The sequence below is a fragment of the Peribacillus sp. NPDC055009 genome (assembly GCF_053608705.1).
The window spans coordinates 229,260-254,621 of the sequence record NZ_JBSGVZ010000002.1; the positions used below are offsets into that span (position 1 = coordinate 229,260).

Annotated in this window: 30 protein-coding genes and 1 tRNA gene; 3 read left to right on the top strand and 28 right to left on the bottom strand. The window is 42.3% G+C overall.

Annotated features, from left to right (window positions below; all coding sequences use genetic code 11):
- Positions 1-94: 94 nt before the first annotated feature.
- On the bottom strand, positions 95-328 hold the full coding sequence (gene secG / locus ACWF5P_RS04910) for a preprotein translocase subunit SecG (protein WP_034309999.1): 234 nt from the start codon (positions 326-328) through the stop codon (positions 95-97).
- A 177-nt stretch (positions 329-505) separates the two neighbouring features.
- Between secG and ACWF5P_RS04915 the strand changes: the two genes are divergently transcribed.
- Both ACWF5P_RS04915 and ACWF5P_RS04920 read left to right on the top strand, forming a co-directional pair.
- Positions 506-1,048: a hypothetical protein gene (locus ACWF5P_RS04915; RefSeq protein ID WP_101223706.1), complete on the top strand. Its 543-nt coding sequence runs from the start codon at positions 506-508 to the stop codon at positions 1,046-1,048.
- Positions 1,049-1,104: 56 nt separating this feature from the next.
- On the top strand, positions 1,105-1,929 hold the full coding sequence (locus ACWF5P_RS04920; protein ID WP_452444670.1) for a M15 family metallopeptidase: 825 nt from the start codon (positions 1,105-1,107) through the stop codon (positions 1,927-1,929).
- 317 nt (positions 1,930-2,246) lie between these two features.
- On the opposite strand, the gene ACWF5P_RS04925 is transcribed toward ACWF5P_RS04920, so the two are convergent.
- The 15 genes from ACWF5P_RS04925 to ACWF5P_RS04995 form a co-directional block, all read right to left on the bottom strand.
- Complete coding sequence (locus ACWF5P_RS04925) at positions 2,247-2,558, bottom strand: hypothetical protein (protein ID WP_230176172.1); 312 nt, start codon at positions 2,556-2,558, stop codon at positions 2,247-2,249.
- A gap of 61 nt (positions 2,559-2,619) precedes the next feature.
- Positions 2,620-2,784 (bottom strand): hypothetical protein, encoded by a 165-nt coding sequence (locus tag ACWF5P_RS04930; RefSeq protein WP_157831060.1) that lies wholly within the window; start codon positions 2,782-2,784, stop codon positions 2,620-2,622.
- On the bottom strand, positions 2,781-2,960 hold the full coding sequence (locus ACWF5P_RS04935) for a hypothetical protein (protein ID WP_141992828.1): 180 nt from the start codon (positions 2,958-2,960) through the stop codon (positions 2,781-2,783). The genes ACWF5P_RS04930 and ACWF5P_RS04935 overlap by 4 nt, the downstream gene beginning before the upstream one ends.
- Positions 2,961-3,019: 59 nt before the next feature.
- Positions 3,020-3,214, bottom strand: a complete 195-nt coding sequence (locus ACWF5P_RS04940) for a hypothetical protein (protein ID WP_101223709.1) — start codon at positions 3,212-3,214, stop codon at positions 3,020-3,022.
- A gap of 20 nt (positions 3,215-3,234) precedes the next feature.
- A complete protein-coding gene (locus tag ACWF5P_RS04945) occupies positions 3,235-3,561 on the bottom strand; it encodes a hypothetical protein (protein ID WP_141992827.1) in 327 nt (108 codons plus the stop codon).
- Positions 3,562-3,672: 111 nt separating this feature from the next.
- Positions 3,673-4,062, bottom strand: coding sequence for a hypothetical protein (locus tag ACWF5P_RS04950; protein ID WP_434168080.1), 390 nt, complete (start codon positions 4,060-4,062; stop codon positions 3,673-3,675).
- A 331-nt stretch (positions 4,063-4,393) separates the two neighbouring features.
- Entirely contained in the window at positions 4,394-5,689 is a 1,296-nt protein-coding gene (gene eno, locus ACWF5P_RS04955) for a phosphopyruvate hydratase (protein ID WP_034309992.1), read from the bottom strand.
- 30 nt (positions 5,690-5,719) lie between these two features.
- Complete coding sequence (gene gpmI / locus ACWF5P_RS04960; RefSeq protein WP_230176169.1) at positions 5,720-7,255, bottom strand: 2,3-bisphosphoglycerate-independent phosphoglycerate mutase; 1,536 nt, start codon at positions 7,253-7,255, stop codon at positions 5,720-5,722.
- Positions 7,248-8,009 (bottom strand): triose-phosphate isomerase, encoded by a 762-nt coding sequence (gene tpiA, locus ACWF5P_RS04965; protein ID WP_434168081.1) that lies wholly within the window; start codon positions 8,007-8,009, stop codon positions 7,248-7,250. Before tpiA ends, gpmI begins: the two co-directional genes overlap by 8 nt.
- 45 nt (positions 8,010-8,054) lie before the next feature.
- Positions 8,055-9,239 carry a phosphoglycerate kinase gene (locus ACWF5P_RS04970; protein ID WP_230176168.1) on the bottom strand — a complete coding sequence of 395 codons (1,185 nt, stop codon included), beginning with the start codon at positions 9,237-9,239 and terminating at the stop codon, positions 8,055-8,057.
- Between the two features lie 246 nt (positions 9,240-9,485).
- Entirely contained in the window at positions 9,486-10,493 is a 1,008-nt protein-coding gene (gene gap / locus ACWF5P_RS04975; protein WP_076368241.1) for a type I glyceraldehyde-3-phosphate dehydrogenase, read from the bottom strand.
- A 32-nt stretch (positions 10,494-10,525) separates the two neighbouring features.
- Positions 10,526-11,560 carry a sugar-binding transcriptional regulator gene (locus tag ACWF5P_RS04980; RefSeq protein WP_101223715.1) on the bottom strand — a complete coding sequence of 345 codons (1,035 nt, stop codon included), beginning with the start codon at positions 11,558-11,560 and terminating at the stop codon, positions 10,526-10,528.
- Between the two features lie 139 nt (positions 11,561-11,699).
- Positions 11,700-11,948, bottom strand: coding sequence for a glutaredoxin family protein (locus ACWF5P_RS04985; RefSeq protein WP_397315546.1), 249 nt, complete (start codon positions 11,946-11,948; stop codon positions 11,700-11,702).
- Positions 11,949-11,957: 9 nt separating this feature from the next.
- Positions 11,958-13,295, bottom strand: a complete 1,338-nt coding sequence (gene rpoN / locus ACWF5P_RS04990) for an RNA polymerase factor sigma-54 (RefSeq protein WP_434168082.1) — start codon at positions 13,293-13,295, stop codon at positions 11,958-11,960.
- Positions 13,296-13,611: 316 nt separating this feature from the next.
- Positions 13,612-13,683: transfer RNA gene (locus ACWF5P_RS04995), tRNA-Arg, on the bottom strand.
- A gap of 289 nt (positions 13,684-13,972) precedes the next feature.
- Here ACWF5P_RS04995 and clpP point away from each other — a divergent pair.
- Complete coding sequence (clpP, locus tag ACWF5P_RS05000) at positions 13,973-14,581, top strand: ATP-dependent Clp endopeptidase proteolytic subunit ClpP (RefSeq protein WP_063233960.1); 609 nt, start codon at positions 13,973-13,975, stop codon at positions 14,579-14,581.
- Positions 14,582-14,676: 95 nt separating this feature from the next.
- Here the strand turns inward: clpP and ACWF5P_RS05005 are convergent, their stop codons facing one another.
- The 12 genes from ACWF5P_RS05005 to hisB all read right to left on the bottom strand — a co-directional run bounded on the left by ACWF5P_RS05005 (position 14,677) and on the right by hisB (position 25,262).
- Positions 14,677-14,934, bottom strand: coding sequence for an HPr family phosphocarrier protein (locus ACWF5P_RS05005; protein ID WP_101223717.1), 258 nt, complete (start codon positions 14,932-14,934; stop codon positions 14,677-14,679).
- A gap of 20 nt (positions 14,935-14,954) precedes the next feature.
- Positions 14,955-15,908, bottom strand: a complete 954-nt coding sequence (whiA, locus tag ACWF5P_RS05010) for a DNA-binding protein WhiA (RefSeq protein ID WP_101223718.1) — start codon at positions 15,906-15,908, stop codon at positions 14,955-14,957.
- Positions 15,909-15,975: 67 nt separating this feature from the next.
- Entirely contained in the window at positions 15,976-16,962 is a 987-nt protein-coding gene (locus ACWF5P_RS05015; protein ID WP_101223719.1) for a gluconeogenesis factor YvcK family protein, read from the bottom strand.
- Complete coding sequence (gene rapZ, locus ACWF5P_RS05020; protein ID WP_101223720.1) at positions 16,952-17,851, bottom strand: RNase adapter RapZ; 900 nt, start codon at positions 17,849-17,851, stop codon at positions 16,952-16,954. The genes ACWF5P_RS05015 and rapZ overlap by 11 nt, the downstream gene beginning before the upstream one ends.
- Positions 17,852-17,896: 45 nt before the next feature.
- Entirely contained in the window at positions 17,897-18,355 is a 459-nt protein-coding gene (locus ACWF5P_RS05025; RefSeq protein ID WP_101223721.1) for an NUDIX hydrolase, read from the bottom strand.
- Between the two features lie 558 nt (positions 18,356-18,913).
- On the bottom strand, positions 18,914-19,861 hold the full coding sequence (trxB, locus tag ACWF5P_RS05030) for a thioredoxin-disulfide reductase (RefSeq protein ID WP_434168083.1): 948 nt from the start codon (positions 19,859-19,861) through the stop codon (positions 18,914-18,916).
- Positions 19,862-19,964: 103 nt separating this feature from the next.
- Positions 19,965-21,467 carry a tetratricopeptide repeat protein gene (locus tag ACWF5P_RS05035; RefSeq protein WP_101223722.1) on the bottom strand — a complete coding sequence of 501 codons (1,503 nt, stop codon included), beginning with the start codon at positions 21,465-21,467 and terminating at the stop codon, positions 19,965-19,967.
- Between the two features lie 429 nt (positions 21,468-21,896).
- A complete protein-coding gene (hisIE, locus tag ACWF5P_RS05040) occupies positions 21,897-22,553 on the bottom strand; it encodes a bifunctional phosphoribosyl-AMP cyclohydrolase/phosphoribosyl-ATP diphosphatase HisIE (RefSeq protein ID WP_101223724.1) in 657 nt (218 codons plus the stop codon).
- Entirely contained in the window at positions 22,550-23,308 is a 759-nt protein-coding gene (gene hisF, locus ACWF5P_RS05045; RefSeq protein ID WP_434168084.1) for an imidazole glycerol phosphate synthase subunit HisF, read from the bottom strand. Before hisF ends, hisIE begins: the two co-directional genes overlap by 4 nt.
- Entirely contained in the window at positions 23,309-24,043 is a 735-nt protein-coding gene (gene hisA / locus ACWF5P_RS05050; protein ID WP_101223726.1) for a 1-(5-phosphoribosyl)-5-[(5-phosphoribosylamino)methylideneamino]imidazole-4-carboxamide isomerase, read from the bottom strand. It abuts the gene before it with no gap.
- On the bottom strand, positions 24,040-24,672 hold the full coding sequence (gene hisH, locus ACWF5P_RS05055) for an imidazole glycerol phosphate synthase subunit HisH (RefSeq protein ID WP_137016666.1): 633 nt from the start codon (positions 24,670-24,672) through the stop codon (positions 24,040-24,042). Before hisH ends, hisA begins: the two co-directional genes overlap by 4 nt.
- 2 nt (positions 24,673-24,674) lie before the next feature.
- Complete coding sequence (hisB, locus tag ACWF5P_RS05060) at positions 24,675-25,262, bottom strand: imidazoleglycerol-phosphate dehydratase HisB (RefSeq protein WP_063233950.1); 588 nt, start codon at positions 25,260-25,262, stop codon at positions 24,675-24,677.
- Between the last annotated feature and the right edge of the window lie 100 nt (positions 25,263-25,362).

The window sequence follows — 25,362 nt, forward strand, 5'->3', positions numbered from 1 at the left end:
TATAATTAAGTACTAAAATCACTATATCTATTCATGTAACTATTGTGCAAAGAAAAAAGTCTAGCTATATTTAGCTAGACTCATTTTTGATCCATTACACATCAAAGTATGCAACTAGTAAAGTTAAAGCAAAGAATAAAATCGCCAATACTATTGTCGCACGATGTAAAACCAGGTCCAAACCGCGTGCCTTTTGCTTTCCGAATAACTGCTCAGCACCGCCGGCAATCGCACCTGATAAACCTGCACTCTTACCTGATTGAAGCAATACCGTCACAATGAGGGCGATACTGACAATCACTAAAAGCGTTATGAGAAATGCATGCATGCAATTACACCTCCTGAAGAACCAATAAACAATTACTTTAACTTTACCACACCCAATAAGTATCCACAATCTTTGTTATACTATGATGGTAAGAATTCCTAAAAATCCATAGTCATTTATTTTCTTTTTGAATCAAAGTTTGAGATAATTTGCATAAATAGAGAAAGAGGTGTCAACATGTTTAAGTCCATACTCCGGATTCTTGATCTCCTGACCATCCTATTCTCGGCGGTTGCCGGCTATTCTTTATGGACAGGCGGAAGCAATTTTATCAGTGTCCTATTAATCATCCTATCACCGCTTTTATTGCTGCTGGCAAAGTATCACGGAAATCGATACTTATTATTTGCTGCATATATCACGACAACCGTTTATTTTACTGCTATTATTTATAATGGACTTTCCAATAGCGGTACTGACTTTTTCCAATCAAGCTTCAATGTCCTCCTGATCGGGGCAGCAGCCGCCTTGCTGAGCGTCATAGCGGCGGTCATTGGGTTTGGGACCAATACCCTTACGATTCTTTGGTTATCGCTTCACGCCCTTGTCACATTCGAGACAATCAGGATGTCATCGGGTTTCCTTTCGAGCTTTTGGTCTGATCCCGTTGTGGAAACCGCAGTCCGTAACGATTATCCATTTTTATTGATGGTCGTCTGGATTGGCTTATTTCTTGATAAATATCAAAGTGAATTAACAAGGGATTACTTATCCCGATAATTTTTTTCAAAACTACTTTTATTGGAAACTTATATTAAAAGCAAGGGGCCTTTCATATGTTAAAACCTATATTTGCAGCAACTGCTCTATCATCTTTCATTCTAATGGCTGGCTGTTCATCCGACCTGACAAGCGAGCATGAAAAAGAGCAAAAAGAAGAACAACCGGGCTCCCAGGAGACGGAGACAGAAACCGACAAGAATAATGATTCAAAAGAATCGGCCCAACGCCAGGTGGAAGTTGATGAAACGGCTAAACCCGGACAGGCTGGCCTTCAGACATTAGCCCATCCGGAAGGCATTCCTGTACTTGTCAATAAACAATACAGCCTGCCTGAAGATTACAAACCTGCTGACCTCATCTACCCAAAAGTGGATTTCATCTTTCAAGATAAAATTGAAAAAAGAATGATGCGAGAGGAAGCGGGAAAGGCACTTGAAGTAATGTTCCAGGCTGCCGAAAAAGAAAACATGCACTTTGCCGGCGTTTCCGCTTATCGCTCTCACCAAAGACAGATCGAGGTCTTTAATAACTATGTGGCTAAGGACGGGGAAGAAAAGGCGAAAACCTACAGTGCAATGCCTGGGACAAGCGAGCATGAAACAGGCCTGGCGATTGATGTCACGACCCACGATGGGGCATGCGCTGCCCAAGACTGCTTCGGTGATACGAATGAAGCTGCCTGGCTTGCTGAACATGCACATGAATACGGATTTATCATTCGCTACCCTGAAGGCAAGGAAAACATCACAGGTTATAAATACGAACCATGGCACATCCGTTATGTTGGTGTCGCTACCGCAACTGAAATCTTTGAAGCGAAGATTACATTAGAAGAATACTATAATGCCGTACCAGTGGAAGCTGTATCGAGTAAATAAAAAAAGGTGCCCGGATGCGGCACCTTTTTTTATATTAATCAAACGTTTGATTAAATCCTTTTATCAGCCCTGAACCAAGCCGGAATCAGTGACTGGCGGCTAACTTTATAAGCAAAAAAACCTCCCATACAATGTGTATTCTCACATTGTATGGGAGGTGAAAAGAAATTACTGTGCAGAATCCATCTTCTCGTCAGAAGCAGAATCCCCAAATAATTGGGTGAATGGATTTCAACGACTGAAAGAACGAAACCTAATTTTGGAGCATTGCATATTTAAGCAACGAAAAAAGGACTCCGCATAATTGGCGGGGTCCTTCAATATTCATCGTTTTTATTTTCAACTTCAAATAGGTTGAAACTTGATGATTCATCTGGGTTGAATGCAGGTTCTTCATTTTCATATTTATATTTATGTTCTTCTACGTATTTAATTTTCTGATATTCCTCTTTTGACATACCCTCCCAAATTTTTGTTGCATTGTGGTCTTCATGGCCAGGCTGAGGATTCGTATGCGGTGTTGGGTCCAAGATAAAACTACCCAAAAAAATGGTTGTGTAGAAAAATGGCATTGCCATAATCAAAACGATTAAGCCCAATGCTCCAACTATATTTATGTATTTTTTCATTGGTGACATACCTCCCAATTTTTGAATTTTTATATTCAATTGAATGTACAACCAGCATATTTTAGTCACTCCATAACCAATCACGAAACCACTTGACGGGAAGAACAGCCAATACACAAATTACAAGAAGTATAAATGCAATATACAGCATTCCTAAATCAATCAGTATGCCCATTACTACAGCTACACAGGAGATTATAATAGCGATAGAGAAACGTTCAGTCATTGTCTCACCTCCCGTTTGGTTAACTCCAGTAAATCTTTTATTAATTCATCGGTATGGATGAAAACAAACACTTGGTATTTTTTGTTGTTTCGATTGGGCATAGTATGATGAATGTCATGTCCAGCCCGTACCAGAGCCATAGACAATGATTTTTTGTAAATGTTCTTGAGCCCCATAATATCCACCTCCATTTATGAAATTGGCAAAGGAGGTAAAAGTGCTTACCTCCTTAAATTCATTCCTTTTCCATCTTTTCTTTCTTTTCCATTTTATGAAGGATGATATTTGAAACAATCGCATAGACCACAAACGCCATCCAATAATAACCATAATCCTTATCGTTGCCAATGGACGAAAACATTAATATCGCAAATAACAAATATGGAATGGTCAATAACAATCGGAGTTTCCAAAGGTATCGTCCCCACATCGGTATTCCTCCTTTTAAAATCATTGGCAGTGCTTTTGAGATTTTTTCCACTCCTCAAATACTATGTCACTGGCAATAATTTCAGCATCGGTATATCCCAACCCACCTAAAGCAACTTCGATTTCATCAGCGCTCTTGCTGTCAAATAATCGTAGCTTGGGAATGAGAGCCCACGCTCGCTGTTTATCAATTTCCACAGCTACAGAGTTGATATCACCAAGCAAATCAAGGTCGTTTATATAATGGTCCAATGTGCGTTTGGCAAGAAAGTCAGTTCCTTCATTATTGTTACGGAAAAACAATCCTGTTAGCGTTTCGATGGCTGTTGATAAGATTTCTGGTTTCATGGCTTTCGTCCTCTTAATTAACTAAATATTCCGTTACATCTATTACTATAGAAGTATGAAGTACCAAAATTATGCTGTCAATCTAAAAAAGACCATTCCTATTGGAACGGTCTAAAAGTTTGGCATATAAGATTTTTCGTCTGTGTTTTTAACATCCAGCTCATGACCATCTACCATGTAATCATAAACAAGCGTGGCTAGTGGGACATACTTTCCATCTATCTTTGCTTGATGTATTGCTCTGTCCACTTTACCGAAACCGTTGATTTGTCGCCTTTCTGCTAATTGCAAATTATATTTTCTAGCCACAATATCGAACACAAGTTTTGCATCATCTTGAGTTTTAGGCAGCTCTAGGCTTTCACGAACTTTACTTTCAGTTTTCGTTAAATAAGCACAGTAAGCATCATATTTAAAGCGAATGCCATAATATGCGTGGATTTCCTTGTGTTTTTTTATAAACTCCTTGGAGTTTGGTGATTGCCTTTTTTGGCTATCCAATATCCAATTCCCAATTCCTCTTTTAACAAGTTGACCTTATCGTCAATATCTTTAGCAATATCAATATCCAATAGGCCATACCATTTTGTAATTGTAGGTCTCGATAGTTCGCTTGGAATAATTTTCAATTTGTAAGTCAAATGTAAATTCTTTCAACAAGTCCTGTATTAACACGCAAAAACCCCCAATTCATAAGCGATATCACTCACTTATAAATCAGGGGTTGATACTAAACATTTGTATTGCTAAGTTCGAGTTGATGTACTACATAACTCAAAGTGTCCAAAAGTGCCTTGTATGACAAAGTTCGGACGTATTTTATGCTTGATAATTACTTCTTCAGGTTATAGAAAGATTTCAAGCCGCCGTATACAGCCAAGTCACCAAGCTGGTCTTCGATGCGAAGAAGTTGGTTGTATTTAGCGATACGGTCTGTACGGGACATGGAACCAGTTTTGATTTGTCCTGCGTTTGTTGCAACGGCGATATCAGCGATCGTTGCATCTTCCGTTTCACCGGAACGGTGGGAAACGACTGCAGTGTAGCCTGCGCGTTTTGCCATTTCGATTGCATCAAACGTTTCAGTCAGTGTACCAATTTGGTTCACTTTGATCAGGATGGAGTTGCCGATGCCTTTTTCGATGCCTTCAGCCAATTTTTTCGTGTTCGTTACGAAAAGATCGTCACCAACAAGCTGAACTTTAGAACCGATGCGTTCCGTTAAAAGTTTGTGGCCATCCCAGTCATTTTCATCCAGGCCGTCCTCGATGGAGATAATAGGGAATTCATTCACTAGCTCTTCATAGAAAGCTACCATTTCTTCTGATGTAACACCATTGCGGCCTTCGCCAGCAAGATCATATTTGCCTGTTTCTTTGTTATAGAATTCAGATGAAGCTACGTCCATGCCAAGGTAGATATCTTCGCCTGCTTTGTAGCCAGCTTTTTCAATTGCCTCAATGATGACTTGAAGCGCTTCACGGTTTGAACCAAGGTTTGGCGCGAAGCCGCCTTCATCGCCGACTGCCGTATTCAGGCCTTTGGCAGAAAGGACAGATTTCAAGGCATGGAATACTTCTGCACCCATACGAACTGCTTCTTTGAAGCTAGGAGCACCTACAGGAAGAATCATGAATTCCTGGAAGTCAACATTGTTATCGGCATGTGATCCGCCGTTAATGATGTTCATCATTGGAGTAGGAAGTTGTTTCGCATTGAACCCTCCAAGGTAACGATACAATGGTAAACCTGAAAATTCCGCAGCGGCATGGGCAGCAGCCATTGATACGCCAAGGATTGCATTAGCTCCCAGGTTTCCTTTGTTTTCAGTGCCATCCAATTCAATCATAGTGAGGTCAAGTCCTGCTTGGTTCGTAACATCCAAACCGATGACAGCTTCAGCAATGATATCATTTACATTATCGACTGCTTTTTGTACCCCTTTACCCAGGTAGCGAGATTTATCTCCGTCACGAAGCTCAACCGCTTCGTGTTCTCCTGTTGAAGCACCTGATGGTACGATTGCACGTCCGAAGTATCCGGACTCTGTTTGGATTTCTACTTCTATTGTTGGATTACCACGGGAATCTAGCACTTCGCGTGCATATACATGTTCGATGTACGGCATTATAAATCTCTCCTTTTCCTATTCACAATTTTATTTAGATAATAGGGATTTCCCTGTCATTTCAACAGGTTTTTCGACTCCAAGCAAATCAAGCATCGTTGGAGCTAAATCACCTAGGATACCACCTGTTCTTAATGTTACCTGATTTTTAGTGATAATGACAGGCACGGGATTCGTAGTATGGGCTGTCATCGGGTTGCCTTCAAGCGTTACGACTTCATCAGCATTCCCATGGTCAGCGGTGATGATTGCCGTACCGCCTTTTGAGACGATTAAATCGACAATCCTGCCTAGGCATTCATCCACTGTTTCAATCGCTTTAATGGTAGGCTCAAGCATCCCTGAATGACCAACCATGTCCGGATTGGCAAAATTCAAGAGAATGGCATCAAAACGATCAGCCTCAATTTGTTCCACCAATGCATCCGTAACTTCATAAGCACTCATTTCAGGTTTTAAATCATATGTAGCGACTTTCGGAGAATTAATTAAAATCCTCTCTTCACCAGGAAACTTCTCTTCACGTCCGCCGCTCATGAAAAATGTCACATGCGGATATTTCTCAGTTTCAGCGATACGAAGCTGGGTAAGCTGGTTTTGGGAAAGTACTTCCCCTAATGTATTATCAAGATTTGTCGGATTAAATGCAACATATCCGTCAACTGTTTCTGAAAAATGTGTCAAGCAGACAAAATGGAGATGCTTCGGATGTCCAGGACCGCGGTCAAATGAGCGAAAATCCTCATTGGTGAACGTATTGGAAATCTGGATCGCCCGGTCTGGACGGAAGTTATAAAAGATTACGGCATCATCATCTTTAATCGTTGCCACCGGTTTACCGTCTTCCGCCGTTATGACTGAAGGTATCACGAACTCGTCAAAAATACCATGTTCGTAGGAATCCTCGACACATTCCATCGCGGAAGAGTAAGCAGGGCCATCACCATACACCATCGAACGGTAGGATTTCTCCACACGTTCCCAGCGCTTATCACGGTCCATCGAATAATATCTTCCGGATATGGTCGCAAACTGTCCAACACCGATTTCCTTCATTTTCGCTTCCGCTTCCTTAATATAACCTTGCGCCGTTTTCGGCCCGACATCACGACCATCTAAAAATGCATGTACATATACATTTTTAACTCCTTCTTTAGCGGCCAATTTCAGCAGGGCATACATATGATCGATATGACTGTGCACGCCGCCATCTGAAAGTAGACCGAAAAGATGAAGGTCCGTGCCTTTTTTCTTGGCATGGCTCATGGCATCGATCAAAGTTGGGTTTTTGGCAAACTCACCTTCACGGATAGCCAGGTTCACACGGGTCAGACTTTGATAAACGATCCGTCCTGCCCCGATATTCAAATGCCCCACTTCCGAGTTCCCCATTTGACCGGCAGGCAAGCCGACCGCTTCCCCGCTTGCAGTTAAATGGGAATGCGGATACTGTTCCCAAAAACGGTCAAAGTTCGGTTTTTTCGCATGAAAAACAGCATTTCCCTTTTCCTCGTTACGGCAGCCAAAACCGTCTAAGATGATAAGTGCCACAGGCGACTTACTCATAGTGACCAGCCTCCAGCAATTGTAAAAATGAATCGGATTTCAAGCTTGCACCGCCAACCAACGCACCGTCTATATCAGGTTGTGCCATGTACTCTTTAATATTCTCAGGTTTTACACTGCCACCGTATTGAATGCGGATGGCTGCAGCTGCTTCATTTGAAAATTTGTCAGCAACAACCGAGCGGATATGCGAACAAACTTCATTAGCATCTTGAGCAGATGACGATTTTCCTGTTCCAATTGCCCAAATCGGCTCATAAGCAATAACGGCTTGTTTCAATTGATCGTCAGATAATCCTGCAAGGCCTTTTTCTATCTGGCTGCCTACGAAATCATTCGTTTCGCCAGCTTCCCTTTGCTCTAATGTTTCACCGCAGCAAACGATTGGGGTCAATCCGTGGGCAAAAGCGGAATGAGCTTTTTTATTAACGGCTTCATCCGTTTCGTTGAACATTTCACGGCGTTCGGAATGACCAAGTATGACGTAGGATACACCAAGATCAGCCAATGCGATCGGGCTGATTTCTCCTGTGAAAGCACCGCTTTCTTCAAAGTGCATGTTCTGCGCCCCGATCTTCACATCAGTTCCTTTTGCTGCTTGAACCAGCTGATCCAAAAATAAAGCTGGAGCACATACAACCGTATCGATTACATCTTGCTTCGGAATCAAATTGCTCACTTCTTCTAAAAAGGCAGTCGCTTCAGATAGTGTTTTATTCATTTTCCAGTTTCCTGCAATAATCGGTTTACGCATTTGGTTTCTCATCCCTTCTAAAGTTGAAATATGTAACGGTCAGTCTTATTTATCGTTCAAGGCCACAACGCCAGGCAACTCTTTGCCTTCCATGAACTCAAGAGATGCACCGCCGCCAGTTGAAATATGGGACATCTTTTCTGCCAAGCCAAACTTTTCTGCGGCTGCGGCTGAATCCCCTCCGCCTACAATGCTGTACGTATCTTTTGCTTCCGCCAAGGCTTTAGCAACGGTTTTCGTTCCATTCGCAAATTTATCGAACTCGAATACACCCATTGGTCCATTCCAAATGACAAGCTTGGAACTTTTGATTACATCCGCAAATAATTCGCTTGTTTTTGGTCCGATATCAAGAGCCATTTTATCCTTTGGAATAGCATCGATATCGACATTATCCGTCTCTGCATCAGGTGAAAATTCAGCAGTTACGACTGCATCGATAGGCAAATGAAGTTTTACGCCTTTTTCTTTTGCACTTTCGATGAAAGATTTGGCCAATTCTATTTTGTCTTCTTCCAATAAAGAATTACCGATTTCATGACCTTGCGCTTTAATGAATGTATAACCCAATCCACCACCAATGATCAAGTGATCGACTTTTTCCAAAAGGTTTTCGATAACGCCTATCTTATCCTTTACTTTTGCTCCGCCAATTATTGCTGTAAAAGGACGTTCTGGGTTGGATAGGGCTTTTCCAAGTACTGAAAGCTCTTTTTCCATCAGCAATCCGGCAACGGCTGGGAGATGGTGCGCTATTCCTTCAGTTGAAGCATGTGCACGATGCGCAGCTCCGAATGCATCGTTAACATAAACATCAGCAAGTGCAGCAAATGACTTCGCCAATTCTTGATCGTTCTTCTCTTCTCCTGGATAGAAACGAACGTTTTCCAACAACAAGATCTCGCCATCTTGCATGTTATCAATTATTGATTGAACGGTCTCACCGTATGCTTCTTCTGCCTTTTGCACATCCTTGCCACTAAGTTCGCTTAGTCTTTCCGCAACAGGTGCTAGACGCAATTCTTCTACGACTTGTCCTTTAGGACGGCCAAGGTGGCTGGCTAAGATGACTTTTGCGCCTTGTTCTGTCAAATAGGAAATCGTCGGCAGTGCAGCCTTGATTCTCGTATCATCCGAAATCTTTCCGTCCTGCATCGGCACGTTGAAATCAACACGGCAAAATACGCGTTTCCCCTTTAATTCAATATCTTTAATCGACTTTTTATTCATAATCCAAGAACCTCCTTAGATATTGTTATCATATTTTTGATTCTTTTAGCCAAAAAGGGAGAGGGTAAATTTCCCAACTCCCCTTTTCTCTTTTTCATTATAGTCGGTTTCCAGGAAATTATCCAAAAACAAGAAATGTAAACGCTTGACTGATTAATGACTTACTAATAATATCATCTTCTGCCAAGTTTTTTTAGAGGTGTGATAAAAAAAACCTCACCTTGGTGAGGTTTTTTATTATTCTAATTACAATCCTTTTTTAGCCAAATAGTCGATCAAATCAACAACACGGCTTGAATATCCTGTTTCATTATCATACCAAGATAATACTTTAACCATGTTTCCTTCCATTACCATTGTGGAAAGGGCATCGATTGTAGATGATGATGGGTTACCGTTATAGTCAGTTGATACTAGCGGAAGTTCGCTGTACTCAAGGATTCCTTTTAATTCACCTTCAGAAGCCTTTTTGAATGCTGCATTAACTTCTTCAACTGTTGTGTCTTTTTCAAGTTCTGCAACAAGGTCGACAACAGACACGTTTGGAGTAGGTACGCGCATTGCCATACCATTCAATTTCCCTTTAAGTTCAGGAAGGACAAGTGCAACAGCTTTTGCTGCCCCAGTTGTTGTAGGAATGATATTCTCGGCAGCTGCACGTGCACGGCGGTAATCTTTATGTGGCAAATCAAGGATTTGCTGATCATTTGTATAAGAGTGAACAGTAGTCATCATACCGCGTTTGATTCCGAATTGTTCGTGAAGCACTTTAGCAAATGGAGCTAAGCAGTTCGTTGTACAAGAAGCATTAGAGATTACATGGTGGTTAGCTGCATCATATTTATCTTCGTTTACACCCATGACGATTGTGATATCTTCATCAGATGCGGGAGCAGAGATGATTACTTTTTTCGCGCCAGCTTCTAAATGCTTAGCTGCATCTGCACGTTTCGTGAAACGTCCTGTAGATTCTACTACTACTTCTACTCCTAGTTCACCCCATGCTAATTGTGCAGGGTCACGTTCAGCCAATACTTTGACTTTATGACCATCAACAACAAGGTAATCCCCATCAACTGTTACTTTTTCATTAAGAGATCCATGAATTGTATCGTATTGAAGAAGGTGCGCTAACATATTAGCATCCGTTAAGTCGTTAATAGCAACAATCTCTACCCCAGGATTACTCAATGCTGCACGAAATACATTACGTCCAATACGTCCAAAACCATTAATACCAACTTTTACTGCCATGAAAAATTCCTCCTTTTAAGTTCGCAAATATATTAAGGGGTGTAATTCCCCTGAATTAACTCTTGTGCCGCCGCTTCATCCGTGATTAAAACGGTTGATGAAGGTGCGCCTTTCATGTAGGAACGGATAGCCTTTGCTTTAGTTTTACCACCTGCCACAGTTATCACTCGCTTTTCAGGGCTAAGATCATCTAACTGGATGCCGACTGTCAAAACTTTATGAACAACTTTACCGTTTTCATCGTAATAATAACCGAATGCCTCTCCTACAGCATTTCCATCTAACAGCTTCTTTAACATTTCTGGCGAAGAATTTCTTCTTTCTGCCATCGCCATGGCATCACCGATTCCATGAATGATCATATCGGCAGATTTGATTTGGGAAATCACTTCTTTAATTGCAGGTTCCTTCTGAAATGAAGCATAAACCTCACCGCTTAATTGATCGGGTACATACAATACTCTGTATGAGGCCTGTGCCTTCTGGGCCATTTTTTCGACAATCGTATTGGCCTGATTCTGCACTGCTTCACCAATTCCCCCGCGGGCCGGGACAAATGTCAATTTCTTCGACGCTTCATCAGGTGACAGCGAATCAGCCACTTCGGCCATTGTCGATCCGCCAGTAACCGCAATGATATTCTTTGAGTTCCATTCTCGTTTCATACGGATTGCACAAGCTTTACCCAATTCTTTTTTCACCCATGGGGTCTCATCACAATTTCCTGAGACAATAATGACCTCATCCACTTGCAATAAATCCTGCAATTGCCGTTCCATTATGTCTATACCCATTACTTCACGCATTATTCCTTCTAACTTATCCAGGATTTCAATCCCTTCATCAGTCAGCGTCATGCCAGAGCTGAATATGTTAACCAGGTTCTGACTTTTCAGAAAATCAACCTCGCCTCTGAGCGTCCGCTCCGTCAAATTAAGGCTCACGGACAGACTGCGCCTTCCAACCGGCTGCATCATTTTGATATAACGCAGGATATCATATCTTTTTTGCATAACCAAAAGGAAATCTGGTAATAATTTTCTTTGTACCTCGAGTAATGTACGCATATTTAAAACTCCTAAAAAGTTAAGTTGGACGTATAATGTCCCGCGTAGTCATTTTCTGTCCCACTTAAAACAAAAAAATATTCCTGCTACATATTTTATTCTAGCAGGAACGGAATGTTTCTTCAAATGATTTGAAAAATTATTTTTCCAAAAGCCTATTTAGAGCTGATTTATCAACGTTTCCGAATTGAACGATATCATCTTTCCATTCAACGACAGGGATCATCAGCCCGAATTTCTCAAGCAAATCATCATCGGTGTGGATATCGATTTCTTTATAGCCTATGCCTGATTCCTCTTTCACTTCTTCAAGCACTTGCTTGGCTTTATCGCATAACGGGCATTTATCCCTACTATATAAAACAAACGCATTTGATTCCAAAACCACTCATCCTTTTCAATCATATCTTTTTCGTTTAGATGAAGAAGGGATCCCTAATTGTTCCCGGTACTTGGCAACGGTTCGGCGTGCCAGGATAATTCCATGCTCTTCTTTCAACCGTTCTGCCAGGTCCTGATCCGAGAGCGGCTTTTGTTTATTTTCCCCATTGATGGCTGCCTGAAGGCTCTTTTTTGCCTGCATGCCCGACATATCCTCATCAAGGCCGACTGACTGTAAAGAAGTAGTGAAAAATATCCTCATCTCTATCGTGCCAAATGGTGTCTGCACGTATTTCCCTTTGACCGCCCGGCTTACTGTGGACTCATGTATACCAAGTTCGTCGGCGATTTCCTTCATCGTCATCGGTTTCAAATAGTTCAGGCCATGATGAAAGCACGCCGGCTGTTTATCGACGATGCACTGAATGACCTTCAATATAGTTTCTTTCCTCTGTTGGATCCCTCTGGATATCCATTGGTATTCCTGCCACTTATCCTGGATAAACCGTTGAACCCCCTGATCCTTATGGCTCTTCATACGGTTTAAATACCCTTTATCCACATTAAGATTAGGTGTGTTACCATCATAATTCCCGACAAGCAGCATACCATCCCGAACTTCCACGACCACATCCGGCACTATATAAGAAGGTTTTTCCTGAAAAAAGAGTGATGCGGGTCGCGGGTTCAATGTCTGGACATAATCAAATACTTCTTGAATCTCCTTCATTGTAACACCGATTTTCTTACTTAGGTCTTTCCAGCGCTTTTCAGCAAAATCGAGGAAATGGTTTTCTATGATCGATTCTGCAAGCAGGTTCACCCCTTCTGCTTGCACCTGAAGCAAAAGGCACTCTTGAAGATTTCTCGCTCCAATTCCATGCGGCTCGAGTTCCTGTAAAATTGTGAGGCTTTCTTCCAAAACTATCCGAGATATACCAGGGATACATATGTCATCCAGCTCAGTCCTCAAGTAACCGTTTTCATCAAGGTTATGAATTAATAGCAGCAACGCCTTCTGCTGCTCACCGGTAAGTTGCTGGTGATTCACCTGGGACATGATATGCTGTTCAAGCGATATAGTATCTTCACTGATCTGTTCAATCCAATAGTTGGCATCATACGTATTCTTAAGAGTCCGTTTTCCCTTTTTCCGGTCAAAAGTTGGCTGAAATAAAGCCGATGTTGGCTGATCTATGGACAGTAATGGATTCTCCACCATTTTATTTTCTAAAAAAGCCGATAGCTCCTGCGAGGAATATTGCAGCAATGTAATAGCTTGCATAAGCTCCTGCGTCATTGCCATCTTTAATGTTTGCTGTTGAAAAAGTCCTGCTTTCATATTCATACTCATCGATTCATCCCTCCCCCACTCCATTTTACATTATCAGGAGAAAATTCTACACAAAAACCCATGAAAACGCTTACGTTTTTTTCTGAATAGTTTATTTGTTTTAAATACTATATGTTAGAAATGCAAATTAAACAACTACTTTTATTGAAAAATCACCATTTTTCAATAGTGTGCGCGTATATTTTCAAGACAGGGCTTACATTACAGGATCCGATGGAATATTACGGAAATCGAGTGAATTCGCCAAAAATTTTAGGGCCCCTCTTAAAAATGACCAATAAAAAATCCCCCACTTTATTAAGCAGAAGATTGGTAATGCCCTCGGCAGGAATCGAACCTGCATTTCAAGCTTCGGAGGCTTGCGTTCTATCCGTTGCACTACGAGGGCGTAATAGAAAATATTTTTTCAACAGACTTCATTATATGATAGATTCCCTTCCTTTGCAAGGGTTATCAGGTTTAAAACTTCGTCATTTGGGTATTATGGGTAATGTGGAAATTCATCCCTGTGCGGCATAATATATAAAGTAATCTATCGGAAAGGAGCCTTAGCCAGAAAATTGTCGAACAAATTATCCATTATAGGGTTTGTTTTGTTTGACCTAAATTGACCAAAAAGTGTATCATACATACATAAAGAATTTAAATGATTCTCTTAATCGAAGGAGGAAATGAACATGAATTTAATTCCTACAGTTATCGAACAAACAAGTCGTGGGGAGCGTGCCTACGATATTTACTCCCGTTTATTAAAAGACCGGATCATTATGCTAGGAAGTGCAATTGACGATAATGTTTCCAACTCCATTGTTGCTCAATTACTATTTTTAGAAGCGGAAAATCCTGAAAAAGATATCACTCTATACATCAACAGCCCTGGCGGAAGCATCACTTCCGGTATGGCCATTTACGATACTATGCAATATATCAAACCTAATGTATCCACAGTATGCATCGGTATGGCCGCTTCCATGGGTGCTTTCCTATTGGCCGCTGGTGAAAAAGGCAAACGTTATGCGTTGCCAAACAGTGAGGTCATGATTCACCAACCACTTGGAGGAGCTCAAGGACAAGCTACGGAGATTGAAATTGCTGCCCGCCGTATCCTTCACTTGAAAGATAAACTGAACCAAATCTTGGCAGAACGTACTGGTCAACCTATTGAAGTCCTTCAAAGAGATACGGAACGTGATAACTTCATGACTTCCGAAAGAGCTCTTGAATATGGCTTGATCGACAAAGTCATCACGCGCAGCATCCTTGATGATAAAAAAGACTCTAAATAATCATGCAACAACCGGCTCCGGAGAACGCCTTTAGCGACTTCCGGAGCTTTTTTGCATAATGAAAAAAAGGATGCTCTTTTAAGCATCCTTTTCTTTTAACCCTCTTGCTGAACAAACTCTTCCAATGCCTCTAACGCTTCTTTTTCATCGCGTCCTTCGACGATTAACTTCACGGTCACGCCAGAACTGATGGCAAGGCTCATTAACCCCATTATACTTTTTGCGTTCACTTTCTTTCCTTCTTTTTCAAGAAAAACATCTGAATGAAAGCGGTTAGCTTCTTGTACAAAAAGAGCTGCCGGCCGCGCCTGCAAACCCGTTTTCAATTTTACCTCAACTTGTTTTTCCACCATCTTGATCTCCCCTGTTAGCTTTATTTTTTCGCAGCAATAGCCTCTCCCCCACGGAGCCTGTCAGCTATTTCATCAATCTTACGTAATCGGTGATTAATCCCGGATTTACTGATTGTTCCCCCAGAAACCATTTCCCCAAGTTCCTTTAAGGTTATATCCTGAAACGCAATCCTAAGCTCCGCAATTTCCCGAAGCTTATCCGGTAAAATGCCTAATCCCACCGTATCCTCGATATAATGGATATTTTCAACCTGGCGTAATGAGGCCCCAATCGTTTTGTTCAAATTGGCTGTTTCACAATTCACAAGCCGATTCACTGAATTACGCATATCACGGACGATCCTTACATCTTCGAACCTTAATAAAGCTGAATGGGCGCCAACTATACTTAAAAACTCGGCAATCTTTTCGGCTTCTTTCAAATAAATGATATACCCTTTCTTGCGTTCAAGAGTTTTGGCCTTCAAGCCAAACTTATTCATTAGCTCACAAAGGGCATCATTGTGCTCTTTATAAAGTGAGAAAATTTCAAGGTGATAGGAAGACGTTTCCGGATTATTCACCGAACCTCCCGCAAGAAATGCACCTCTTAGGTAAGAACGCTTACAGCATTTCTTCCCAACAATAGTATCGGATATAGCATGGAGAATTTCAAATCCATCGCCTAAAATTTCCAAATCGGTTAAAACCCGCTGCCCTCCAGATGACATCCTGACAATATATACATTATTCTTTTTAAGCTTCATCTTTTTACGGACCAACAGCTCGACCTGGACCTCATAACTTTTTTTCAGCAGCGTATAAATCCTTCTGGCAATCGCAGCATTCTCAGTTTGAATATCCACAACAAGCTTCCGATTAGAAAATGAAAGGGATCCGTTCATCCGGATAAGCGCACACAATTCCGCTTTACCGCAGCAATCCTTTCCCTCTAATGTAGTAAGCTCTTTTTTCGTTTCTGAAGCAAAAGACATCCATTTCACCTCCAATCGAACGCAGGTAATCTATTTTTATCAATCAAAAAACCGTCCCCGCTTATATCTACGGTGCAATGTGGCTTTTTGTTTCATTTACAAGCATATTATAGAGCAAATCCGCCACTTTTTTCGTGTCATGGCGTATTACATTCCCTTCATAGCTGAAAATGCGTTCTTGTATGATTTCAAGCCCCATCATTTTTAAGCTTTCCACATCATACATGACCGGTTTAGCATATTCAGCTTGATAGCGTTGCTGAATTTCGGTTGGTATTTCCTCATTATTAACAAGTATCCTGTCAATATATGCATTTCCCATATGGTCATATATCGCTTTTATATGATCGCTCGCGCTATAATCCAGCGTCTCTCCGGCTTGTGTCATCAAATTGCAAATGTACACCTTCTTCGCCTTCGAACGGGCAACCTCTTCTCCTAAACCAGGAACAAGTAAGTTAGGCAGAATGCTAGTATATAGACTCCCTGGACCTATGACAATAAGATCTGCCTGTTTGATTTCCTGGAGAGTTTCACTGAGCGGCTTTATATGATGAGGAGACAGAAATACTTTTTTTATTTTCTTTCCTGAGAAGGGGATCTTGGATTCGCCTGTAACAATCGTTCCGTCCTCCATCTCCGCATGGAGAACCACACTTTGGTTGGCCGCCGGAAGCACTTTACCGCGGACATTAAGAAATTTACTCATTTCCTGGATCGCATGGACGAAATCCCCGGTCAGCGAGGTCATTGCCGCCAGTATCAAATTCCCCAGCGAATGCCCGGACAACTCATTTTTACTCTGAAAGCGATGTTGAAACATTTGTTCAACAAGGGGCTCTACATCCGATAACGCAGCCAGCACGTTACGAATGTCACCCGGAGCGGGAATATCCATATCCTCGCGAAGGCGGCCTGAACTTCCACCATCATCAGCTACCGTTACGATTGCCGTTATATCAACCGGATGCTTCTTTAACCCTCTCAACAAAACGGGAAGGCCGGTTCCCCCTCCAATGATCACAACCTTAGGTTGTTTCTTTTTATCTAACATCTGCTTTCCCCTTACTTTTTTCGATATCGCGATGTGATACTTGAACCCTGTAATCCTTCTTGAAGTGGTTTGAAATATACTCCGTCAATGCTACAGAACGGTGCTGACCGCCTGTACACCCTATCGCAACAACAAGCTGTGCTTTTCCTTCACGTTTATAATATGGAAGCATGAACGCAAGCAAATCGGTCACTTTTTCCAAGAATTTTTGCGTCTCACTCCATTTTAAAACGTAACTCGACACTTCCTGTTCCAAGCCAGTCCTTGGCCTCATATGGTCAATATAATATGGATTTGGCAGGAAGCGTACATCAAACACAAGGTCGGCATCTATGGGTAGACCATGCTTGAACCCGAACGACATGACATTGACTGTAAAACCGACACTTTTATCGGCAGAAAACTCCGATGCGATTTTCTCCCTCAATTCGCGCGGTTTCAGTTGGGAAGTATTAAAGATCAGCTGGGCCCTTCCCTTCAATTCGTCCAATAGTTCCCGCTCCATTTTAATGCCTTCCAATGGCCGGCCTAATGGAGCAAGCGGATGGGTCCTTCTCGTTTCCTTATATCTTCGGACCAAGGAATCGTCATCAGCTTCAAGAAAAAGGATTCTTGGTGATACTGCAGCTGAATCCGTTAAATTATCCAGTGCAAGAAATAAGGAATCAAAAAACTCCCTACCCCTCAAATCCATGACAAGAGCCACTTTATTCATCTTATTCCCTGAGTCCTTCATTAACTCCAAAAACTTTGGCAATAGCGTGGGCGGCAAATTATCGACGCAAAAAAAGCCGAGGTCTTCAAAACTTTGAACCGCCACTGTCTTACCCGCTCCGGACATTCCGGTAATGATGACCAATTGCGTTTCACTGATCTGCCCTGTACTCATAGTTTCTCCGCCCCCATGTATAGCAATCTTTTTTATATGTGAAAATTAACCTGGATCCAATCGGTAAGAAAGTAGTTTAAACTCAGGTGTATAGGTAAAGGTTCCATAAATGATCCCAGTTCCATGAACCATATAGTCCAGGATGTGAAAATCACCTTCAGCCATCATCAGCTTTTTAACATCTTCGACCGGATGCCAGCTAAGTTCCCCTTCTTCACAAACATCAACATTTACACCATCGGAATCCGTTGCAAAGAAAGTGAACATCATCCATTCCGACAATACCTTATCTCCGTCCTTCATAATGAAGGTGAAAATACCTTTGATGGAAGGGTTTTTTAAATAAACGCCCGTTTCTTCACGATATTCCCTAATACAAGCATCGCGTACAGATTCCCCAGGCTCCATCTTTCCGCCTGGAGCTACCCACCATCCGCGTCTAGGCTTTTTCAATAAGAGGATTTGATTATCCTTGATCAATACACAGTTTGTGACACGTTGCACGTTCTTCACCTCAATTGGCTCTGCTCGACTATAGAAACCTTCACCCCCGTGTTGAAGAGATTCAGTTTATATCCTTAAACCGCCGCTAGATATCCATTTGGCGATTTACAAATGCTAATAGTTCAAACAAGTTGTATTTTTCATCTTCTTACCTTTATGAAAGATATATATATGTTTAGTATATCTTAACATTATACTATTTTTGAAATGAGCTAACAATAAAGTAAACTTCCTGCATTGGGGGAATATTCATTCCCAAGGAATCACGTAGATAAGCCTTTATCCTGCTTAACTCCTATTCTTCTCCACTTTCGCTGCCTAAATGCAAAGGGCGGACTTACTTCTCATTAAAAATCATTTGGTACATCCTAAAAATTGGAACTAAAGATTTAGTCTTAAAGCAGGAAACAAAAAAAAAAAGGACACAGAAACTTAATCTGTGTCCTTAAACGTTTATAATTAAAGGGGGTCAACTTCTATCCATACTATACCCAATCATTATTTCACGCGTGTTACAACATCGTTAAAACGGAATTACGATTGTATATTCTAGTGAAATCAAGCCTTAGGCTGCAATTTTTCTTGAAGTTCCTCAACAAAATGCTGAGCGGATTGAGCGGCAATGCTTCCATCGCCTGTAGCTGTAACGATTTGGCGCAATGTTTTTTCACGAACATCACCAGCAGCAAAAATACCAGGGACGCGTGTTTCCATCCGGTCATTCGTTTCAATATAGCCTGTGGAATTCAAGATGCCCAAGTTCTCAAATGGTTTAGTTAGCGGAAGCATTCCGATATAAATGAATACACCGTCTGCGTCCATCACTGTCTCTTCCCCGTTTTCAGTGGAAACTAGTGTGACACCGCCGACTTTGCCGCCTTTTTCATTGATTTCCTTCAAAGTGTGATTCCAGATGAAGTTTATTTTCTCATTGGCAAATGCACGATCTTGAAGAATCTTTTGAGCACGAAGTTCTTCACGTCTGTGAACGATCGTCACTTTTGAAGCAAAGCGGGTTAAGTACACACCCTCTTCAACAGCAGAGTCTCCGCCGCCGATAACGAATAGTTCCTTTTGCTTGAAGAATGCACCATCACAAACTGCACAATACGATACACCGCGGCCGCCCAATTCTTTTTCGCCGGGAACACCGATTTTCTTATATTCGGCACCAGATGAAATGATGATTGAACGTGCCTTGAATTCCTTGGAACCGGCTTTGATCGTTTTATACTCTTCACCGTCGATGATTTCCTTAACATCCCCATAGGCATACTCCGCACCAAATTTCTTTGCATGGTCAAACATTTTCGTTGAAAGTTCAGGTCCGAGTATAGTGTCGAATCCAGGATAATTTTCAACTTCCTCTGTATTGGCCATTTGCCCGCCCGGTACTCCGCGTTCTAACATCAATGTTGAAAGGTTCGCACGTGATGTATAGACAGCCGCCGTCATCCCTGCAGGACCAGCTCCAATAATAACAACGTCATAAATTTTTTCAGACATGTTTTCACTCCTCCATATTCCATTACAAATGGAACCTTCACTACGGTTAGTGTTCCCTACCTATTATCCTATATAACAAATAATTTTTCGTCCAAATATCTGCTCATCCAAGCAGGGTTTGAACCAACTTTACGTACTTTGATAAGGTGGACACGGATATGAAATGTTTGTCTGCGATTGCCTGTTTGCTCGCCTTCTCATTTTTAAGCTGATTCCACACGTACTCCACCGCTGATGCCCATCCTGCTGGATTATTTAGCTTTTGCTCTGATTTCACCGCTTCGATGAAGACGGAAAACCACATTAAATACAGCCCGGCTTCATTTAATTGTATCGGTTGGAAATGCTGATATAATAACTCAGCTGTGCGATCGGCAAAATCAATCGGTGTTAATTGACGATCTTTAGCAGGAGCTTGAACAAGTTCAGCATAATCACGTTCCAAATCAGTGAAATTCTGATTAAGGTTGAGGACCTGGTTTTTCAATAGCTTCTGTTTATGAACCGAATGTTTCAGAAGGAAAATGGCAAACAGCCTTTCTTCAATGAATTCACTTTCCAGCCTTTTTATAATAGAAGGAAAATGATGTTCAAAACCATCTGAAGTTGCATTCATATCTCCCCAAGGCTCCATGCCTTCCTTTTCCGGGTTCATTTCCACGACCTTTTTCCATGCCTTTTTGGCAGCCTGATCATGGCCTAGGTGGTAAGCGGAAATGGTTAACCAATAGTAGAAGGTTCCATCTCCCTCGAACCCTTGCCTTTGCAGTACTTTCAACCATTTATATGCAGAAGCATAGTTTCCTATCAAAGCGAAGGTCGCTCCAAGCTTGAAACGATGTTCGGATAGCATCGGCCTAATTTTCTCCAGCATGTGTATGAGCTCTTCAACCTTCTCTTCATCTTGTTGATAATGATGAAAAACAACAAGGTTACAAAGCGCATGCAGGTTTCCTGGACTTTTTTCAAGTACCTCATCAAGTGTTGCAAAGGCGTCATTTACTTGACCAAGATAGAAATAGGCAAGTGCCAGGTTATTATAAGCGGACCAGTAATCCTCGTACTCGGCAATCGTCTCTTTCAATACTTCGATTGCCTTTGGAAAATTGCCTGATTCAAGGTACTCACGGGCTTGTTCCTGTTTGGTAATGAGCCCATCATGCTTAAAGGGATTTTCTTCTGACTCATCCGACTCAAAAGTTATCAGTTCAAGCAGGTCCTCTGCGTCATCGCTGAACTCCCCGTCTTCTTCTTTATCAAGATAAGCACTGGCGTGACGATAAGCCTCCTTGAACATGCCTAAGTGGGCATAATTATTCGCCAGGAAGTAATGACATTCCGACATATAGGGATCCATCACATCCAAGATGTTTTCCAAGAGGTTGTTTGAATAATTATATTCTCCGATTTCCGAGCAAGTGATTGCCAATTGACAGGCTATCATCGGTTCAGCGGGTTCAAGTTCCAGCGCACGTTCCAGGTATTTTTTTGATTTAGGTAGTTCTCGTCTATGATAAGCTTTTAAACCCTTGGTGAAATAATACTCACCTGTTGGGTGAAAAGTTAGAATTTTTGCCTGTTGGCCAAATTTAGAGTCTTTACTCATGTAATCCTCCATCTTCAAGTTGATTAACCATAGTATTATAACATATTGGAGTAAATTTGCCGAACAATTCAAGAAAATGGAAAAAGGGAATCACCATGCTTTCTTCAAGAAAAAATTGAGGTATATTCCTAGTCAAATGGGGAGCCAGGATTGATCTCGTTGTCGTAAATACACACAAAAGGGGTTGGGAAATATCTCTTTCATGTTCCCGAACAAAGCAACACCTTGAAATCTCAGATATGGTTTCTACCAAAAGTTTGTAGCAAAAGTTGATTGGGGCGGTTGTGCGAGACTCCGGCGGGAAAAGCGGGTGCCTGGATCGATAATCAACGTCCAAATTGTACAAGCCATAAAAAAACTGAAGAGAAACTTGACTTTCATCGAGTTTGTCTTCAGTCTGAGCCCTCCTTGACGGAGGGCACTCACCATTCATTCAGTTTCTTTCGGTTCATCCTTATCGGCATGTCTAGCCTTCAATACATCAAGCACTGCTTGGAAAGGCAACTCCTGCTCCTGAAGAAGAACGAATAAGTGATAGAGGAGATCGGCACTTTCCATCGAAAGTTCCTCTGCATCGCGGTTCTTAGCAGCAATGATCACTTCTGCCGCTTCTTCACCGACTTTTTTCAGGATCTTATCAACGCCCTTTTCGAATAGATAGGTAGTATATGAACCCTCAGGCATTTCCGATTTTCTTCTTTCAATCAATTTTTCCAATTCCGTCAAGAAAGTCACATTCGCCTTCACGTCTTGTCCGGCTTCACCGTTTTGATAAATCGTTTCGCTAAAACAGCTTGTTGCCCCTGTATGGCACGCAGGTCCTGCAGGAACGACCCGAACGACCAATGCATCTTGATCGCAGTCATACTTCATTTCGATGATTTTCTGGGTATTACCGCTGGTTGCTCCTTTATGCCATAATTCATTGCGCGAACGGCTGAAGAAAACCGTTTCACCTTTTTCAATCGACAATTGCAGTGATTCTTGATTCATATAAGCAAGTGTCAGCACTTCGCCGGTTCCTGCATCTTGAATAATTGCCGGTATCAGGCCTTTTTCGTCGTATTTAATAGTTTCAAGATTCATCGTACAACCACTCCTTGTTGTTTGAGAAACGCTTTTACTTCTTTGACGGATGTTTCTTTATAATGAAAAATCGATGCGGCTAATGCTGCGTCGGCTTTACCTTCTTGGAAGGCTTCCTGGAAATGCCCAGCGTTGCCCGCCCCGCCTGAGGCGATGACCGGCACCGAAACGGCTTCAGATACCGCTTTTGTCAAAGCGATATTAAACCCTTGTTTCTCGCCGTCACAATCCATGCTTGTCAATAGTATTTCACCTGCACCTCGGGACACAGCTTCCTTCGCCCAATCGATCACTTCCCATTCAGTCGGTTTCCGGCCGCCGTGGGTATATACGCGCCATGAGCCAAGCCCTTCTTCATATCGGGCGTCTATGGCGACCACGATACATTGGGAACCAAAGTAATCAGCACCTTCATTAATTAAATCAGGGCGCAGAATGGCTGCTGTATTTAAGGAAACCTTATCGGCTCCAGCTCGTAAGATCTTCTTCATATCCGCCAATGAATTAATGCCGCCGCCCACCGTGAACGGGATTGCCAGACTGCCCGCTACCGCTTGAACGACGTCGACAATCGTTTCCCTGCCTTCATGTGATGCGGAAATATCCAGGAAGACAAGCTCATCGGCACCTTCTTGGTCGTAAAAGGCTGCAAGTTCGACCGGGTCTCCTGCATCCCTAAGGGAAACAAATTGTATCCCTTTGACTACCCGCCCATCCTTTACATCGAGACATGGAATAATTCGTTTAGTGAGCATTTAACCACGCACCTTTTCTAGTGCTTCTTCTACAGTAAAGCGATTGGTATAAAGCGCCTTGCCAATGATTGCCCCTGCAATGCCTTGGGCTTCATACTCTTTGAGGGTGATAAGGTCTTCAAGTGAACTAATGCCGCCCGAAGCGATAACGTTTTTACCGGTTGCCTCCGCCATGGCCAATATACCTTTCACATTCGGACCTGAAAGCATCCCATCCGTCGCGATATCAGTCACGATAAATGTCTCTGCACCAGCATCGGCCAGTAATTTACCAAGATCTATCGCAAGGGTCCCAGACGTTTGAAGCCAACCATGAGTGGCAACCCTGCCATCCTTCGCATCGATCCCGATTGCGATATGGCTTCCATATTTCCTAATCATATCTTTAGTGAAATCAGGGTCTGAAACGGCCGTGCTGCCAAGAATGACACGTTCCACACCATTATCCAGGTAATGGGCTATATCATGTTCCGTACGGATGCCGCCGCCGATTTGAATGCGGGCCCCTAACTCACTTGCAGCTTTGATTACGTATGAATCATTGATGCGCACTCCCTCTTTAGCTCCGTCAAGGTCGACCATATGTATCCAATCGGCTCCTTGGTCCGCAAAGCTTTTTGCCATATCAAAGGGGGAATCGCCATAAACGGTTTCCTGATTGTAATCTCCCTGGATTAAGCGGACGCATTTGCCTCCACGCATATCAATCGCCGGGTAAATAGTAAAGTTGCTCATGCTTCTTCCTTCCCTTCTACTAATGACAGATAATTTTTTAACAGTGACATGCCCATCTTCCCGCTTTTTTCCGGATGGAACTGCATGCCGAACACATTCCCTTTACCGACGATCGCAGGCACTTCCACATCATACCTTGCCGAAGCAGTGACGAATGATTCATCGGTATCGACGTAGTAGGAATGGACGAAATAAACATGCTCCTCTTCCAGCCCCTCATTCACTGGTGAAGCGTGTTTGAATTCAAGACGATTCCAGCCCATGTGCGGCACTTTATAAACCTGGTCATTCGCATCCACTCCCTTAAAACGAACGACTTTTCCCGGGATGAGGGATAATCCTTTAGCCGGTCCATTTTCCTCACTTTCATCAAAGAGAAGCTGCATACCAAGGCAGATCCCTAATAGATAACCTCCATCGGCTACATATTCCCGCAGGAATTCATCCAGCTTTTGTTTTTCCAAGAGGCTCATTGCATCCCTGAAAGATCCAACGCCGGGAAGTATGATTCCTTTCGACTTTGAAAGTTCTTTTGGGTCATCGGAAATGAATGAATCGGCACCAAGGCGTTCAAGCCCTTTACTTACAGAAAATAAATTCCCCATGCCATAATCGACGATTCCGATCATTTTTACAACATTCCTTTCGTCGAAGGGATGCCTTTGACACGTGGATCGATAGTCGTAGCTTCATCCAATGCACGTCCCAGCGCTTTGAATATTGCTTCGATCATATGATGTGTGTTGTGACCGTAATGAACGACTACATGCAGGTTCATCCTGGCTTCAAGAGCGAATTTCCAAAGAAACTCGTGCACGAGTTCAGTATCGAAAGTACCCACCTTTTGCGAAGGAAACTCAGCCCGGAACTCTAGGTGCGGACGATTGCTTAAATCGATGACAACCTGGGCGAGTGCTTCATCCATGGGTACGAAAGCATTTCCGTAACGCTTTATCCCGCGCTTGTCCCCAAGGGCCTCCAATAACGTCTGACCTAAGCAAATGCCAATATCTTCAGTTGTATGGTGATCATCGACATCTGTATCTCCGTTTGCATCTACGGTCAAATCAAACTTCCCGTGTTTCGTGAACAAATCAAGCATATGCGTCATAAACGGAACGCCCGTCTTAATGGAGGAATTACCTTCCCCATCCACACCAAACTTCAAACTTATTTCCGTTTCATTCGTCTTTCGCTCCACACTAGCAAAACGTTCCATTACAACTCCTCCTCAACGGGGTAAGACCCCTTTTCCCAAGATGTAAAAGCATGTCAAAAGTCTTTATATCAATGATTTCGCGTATTTTAATATTTCAGGA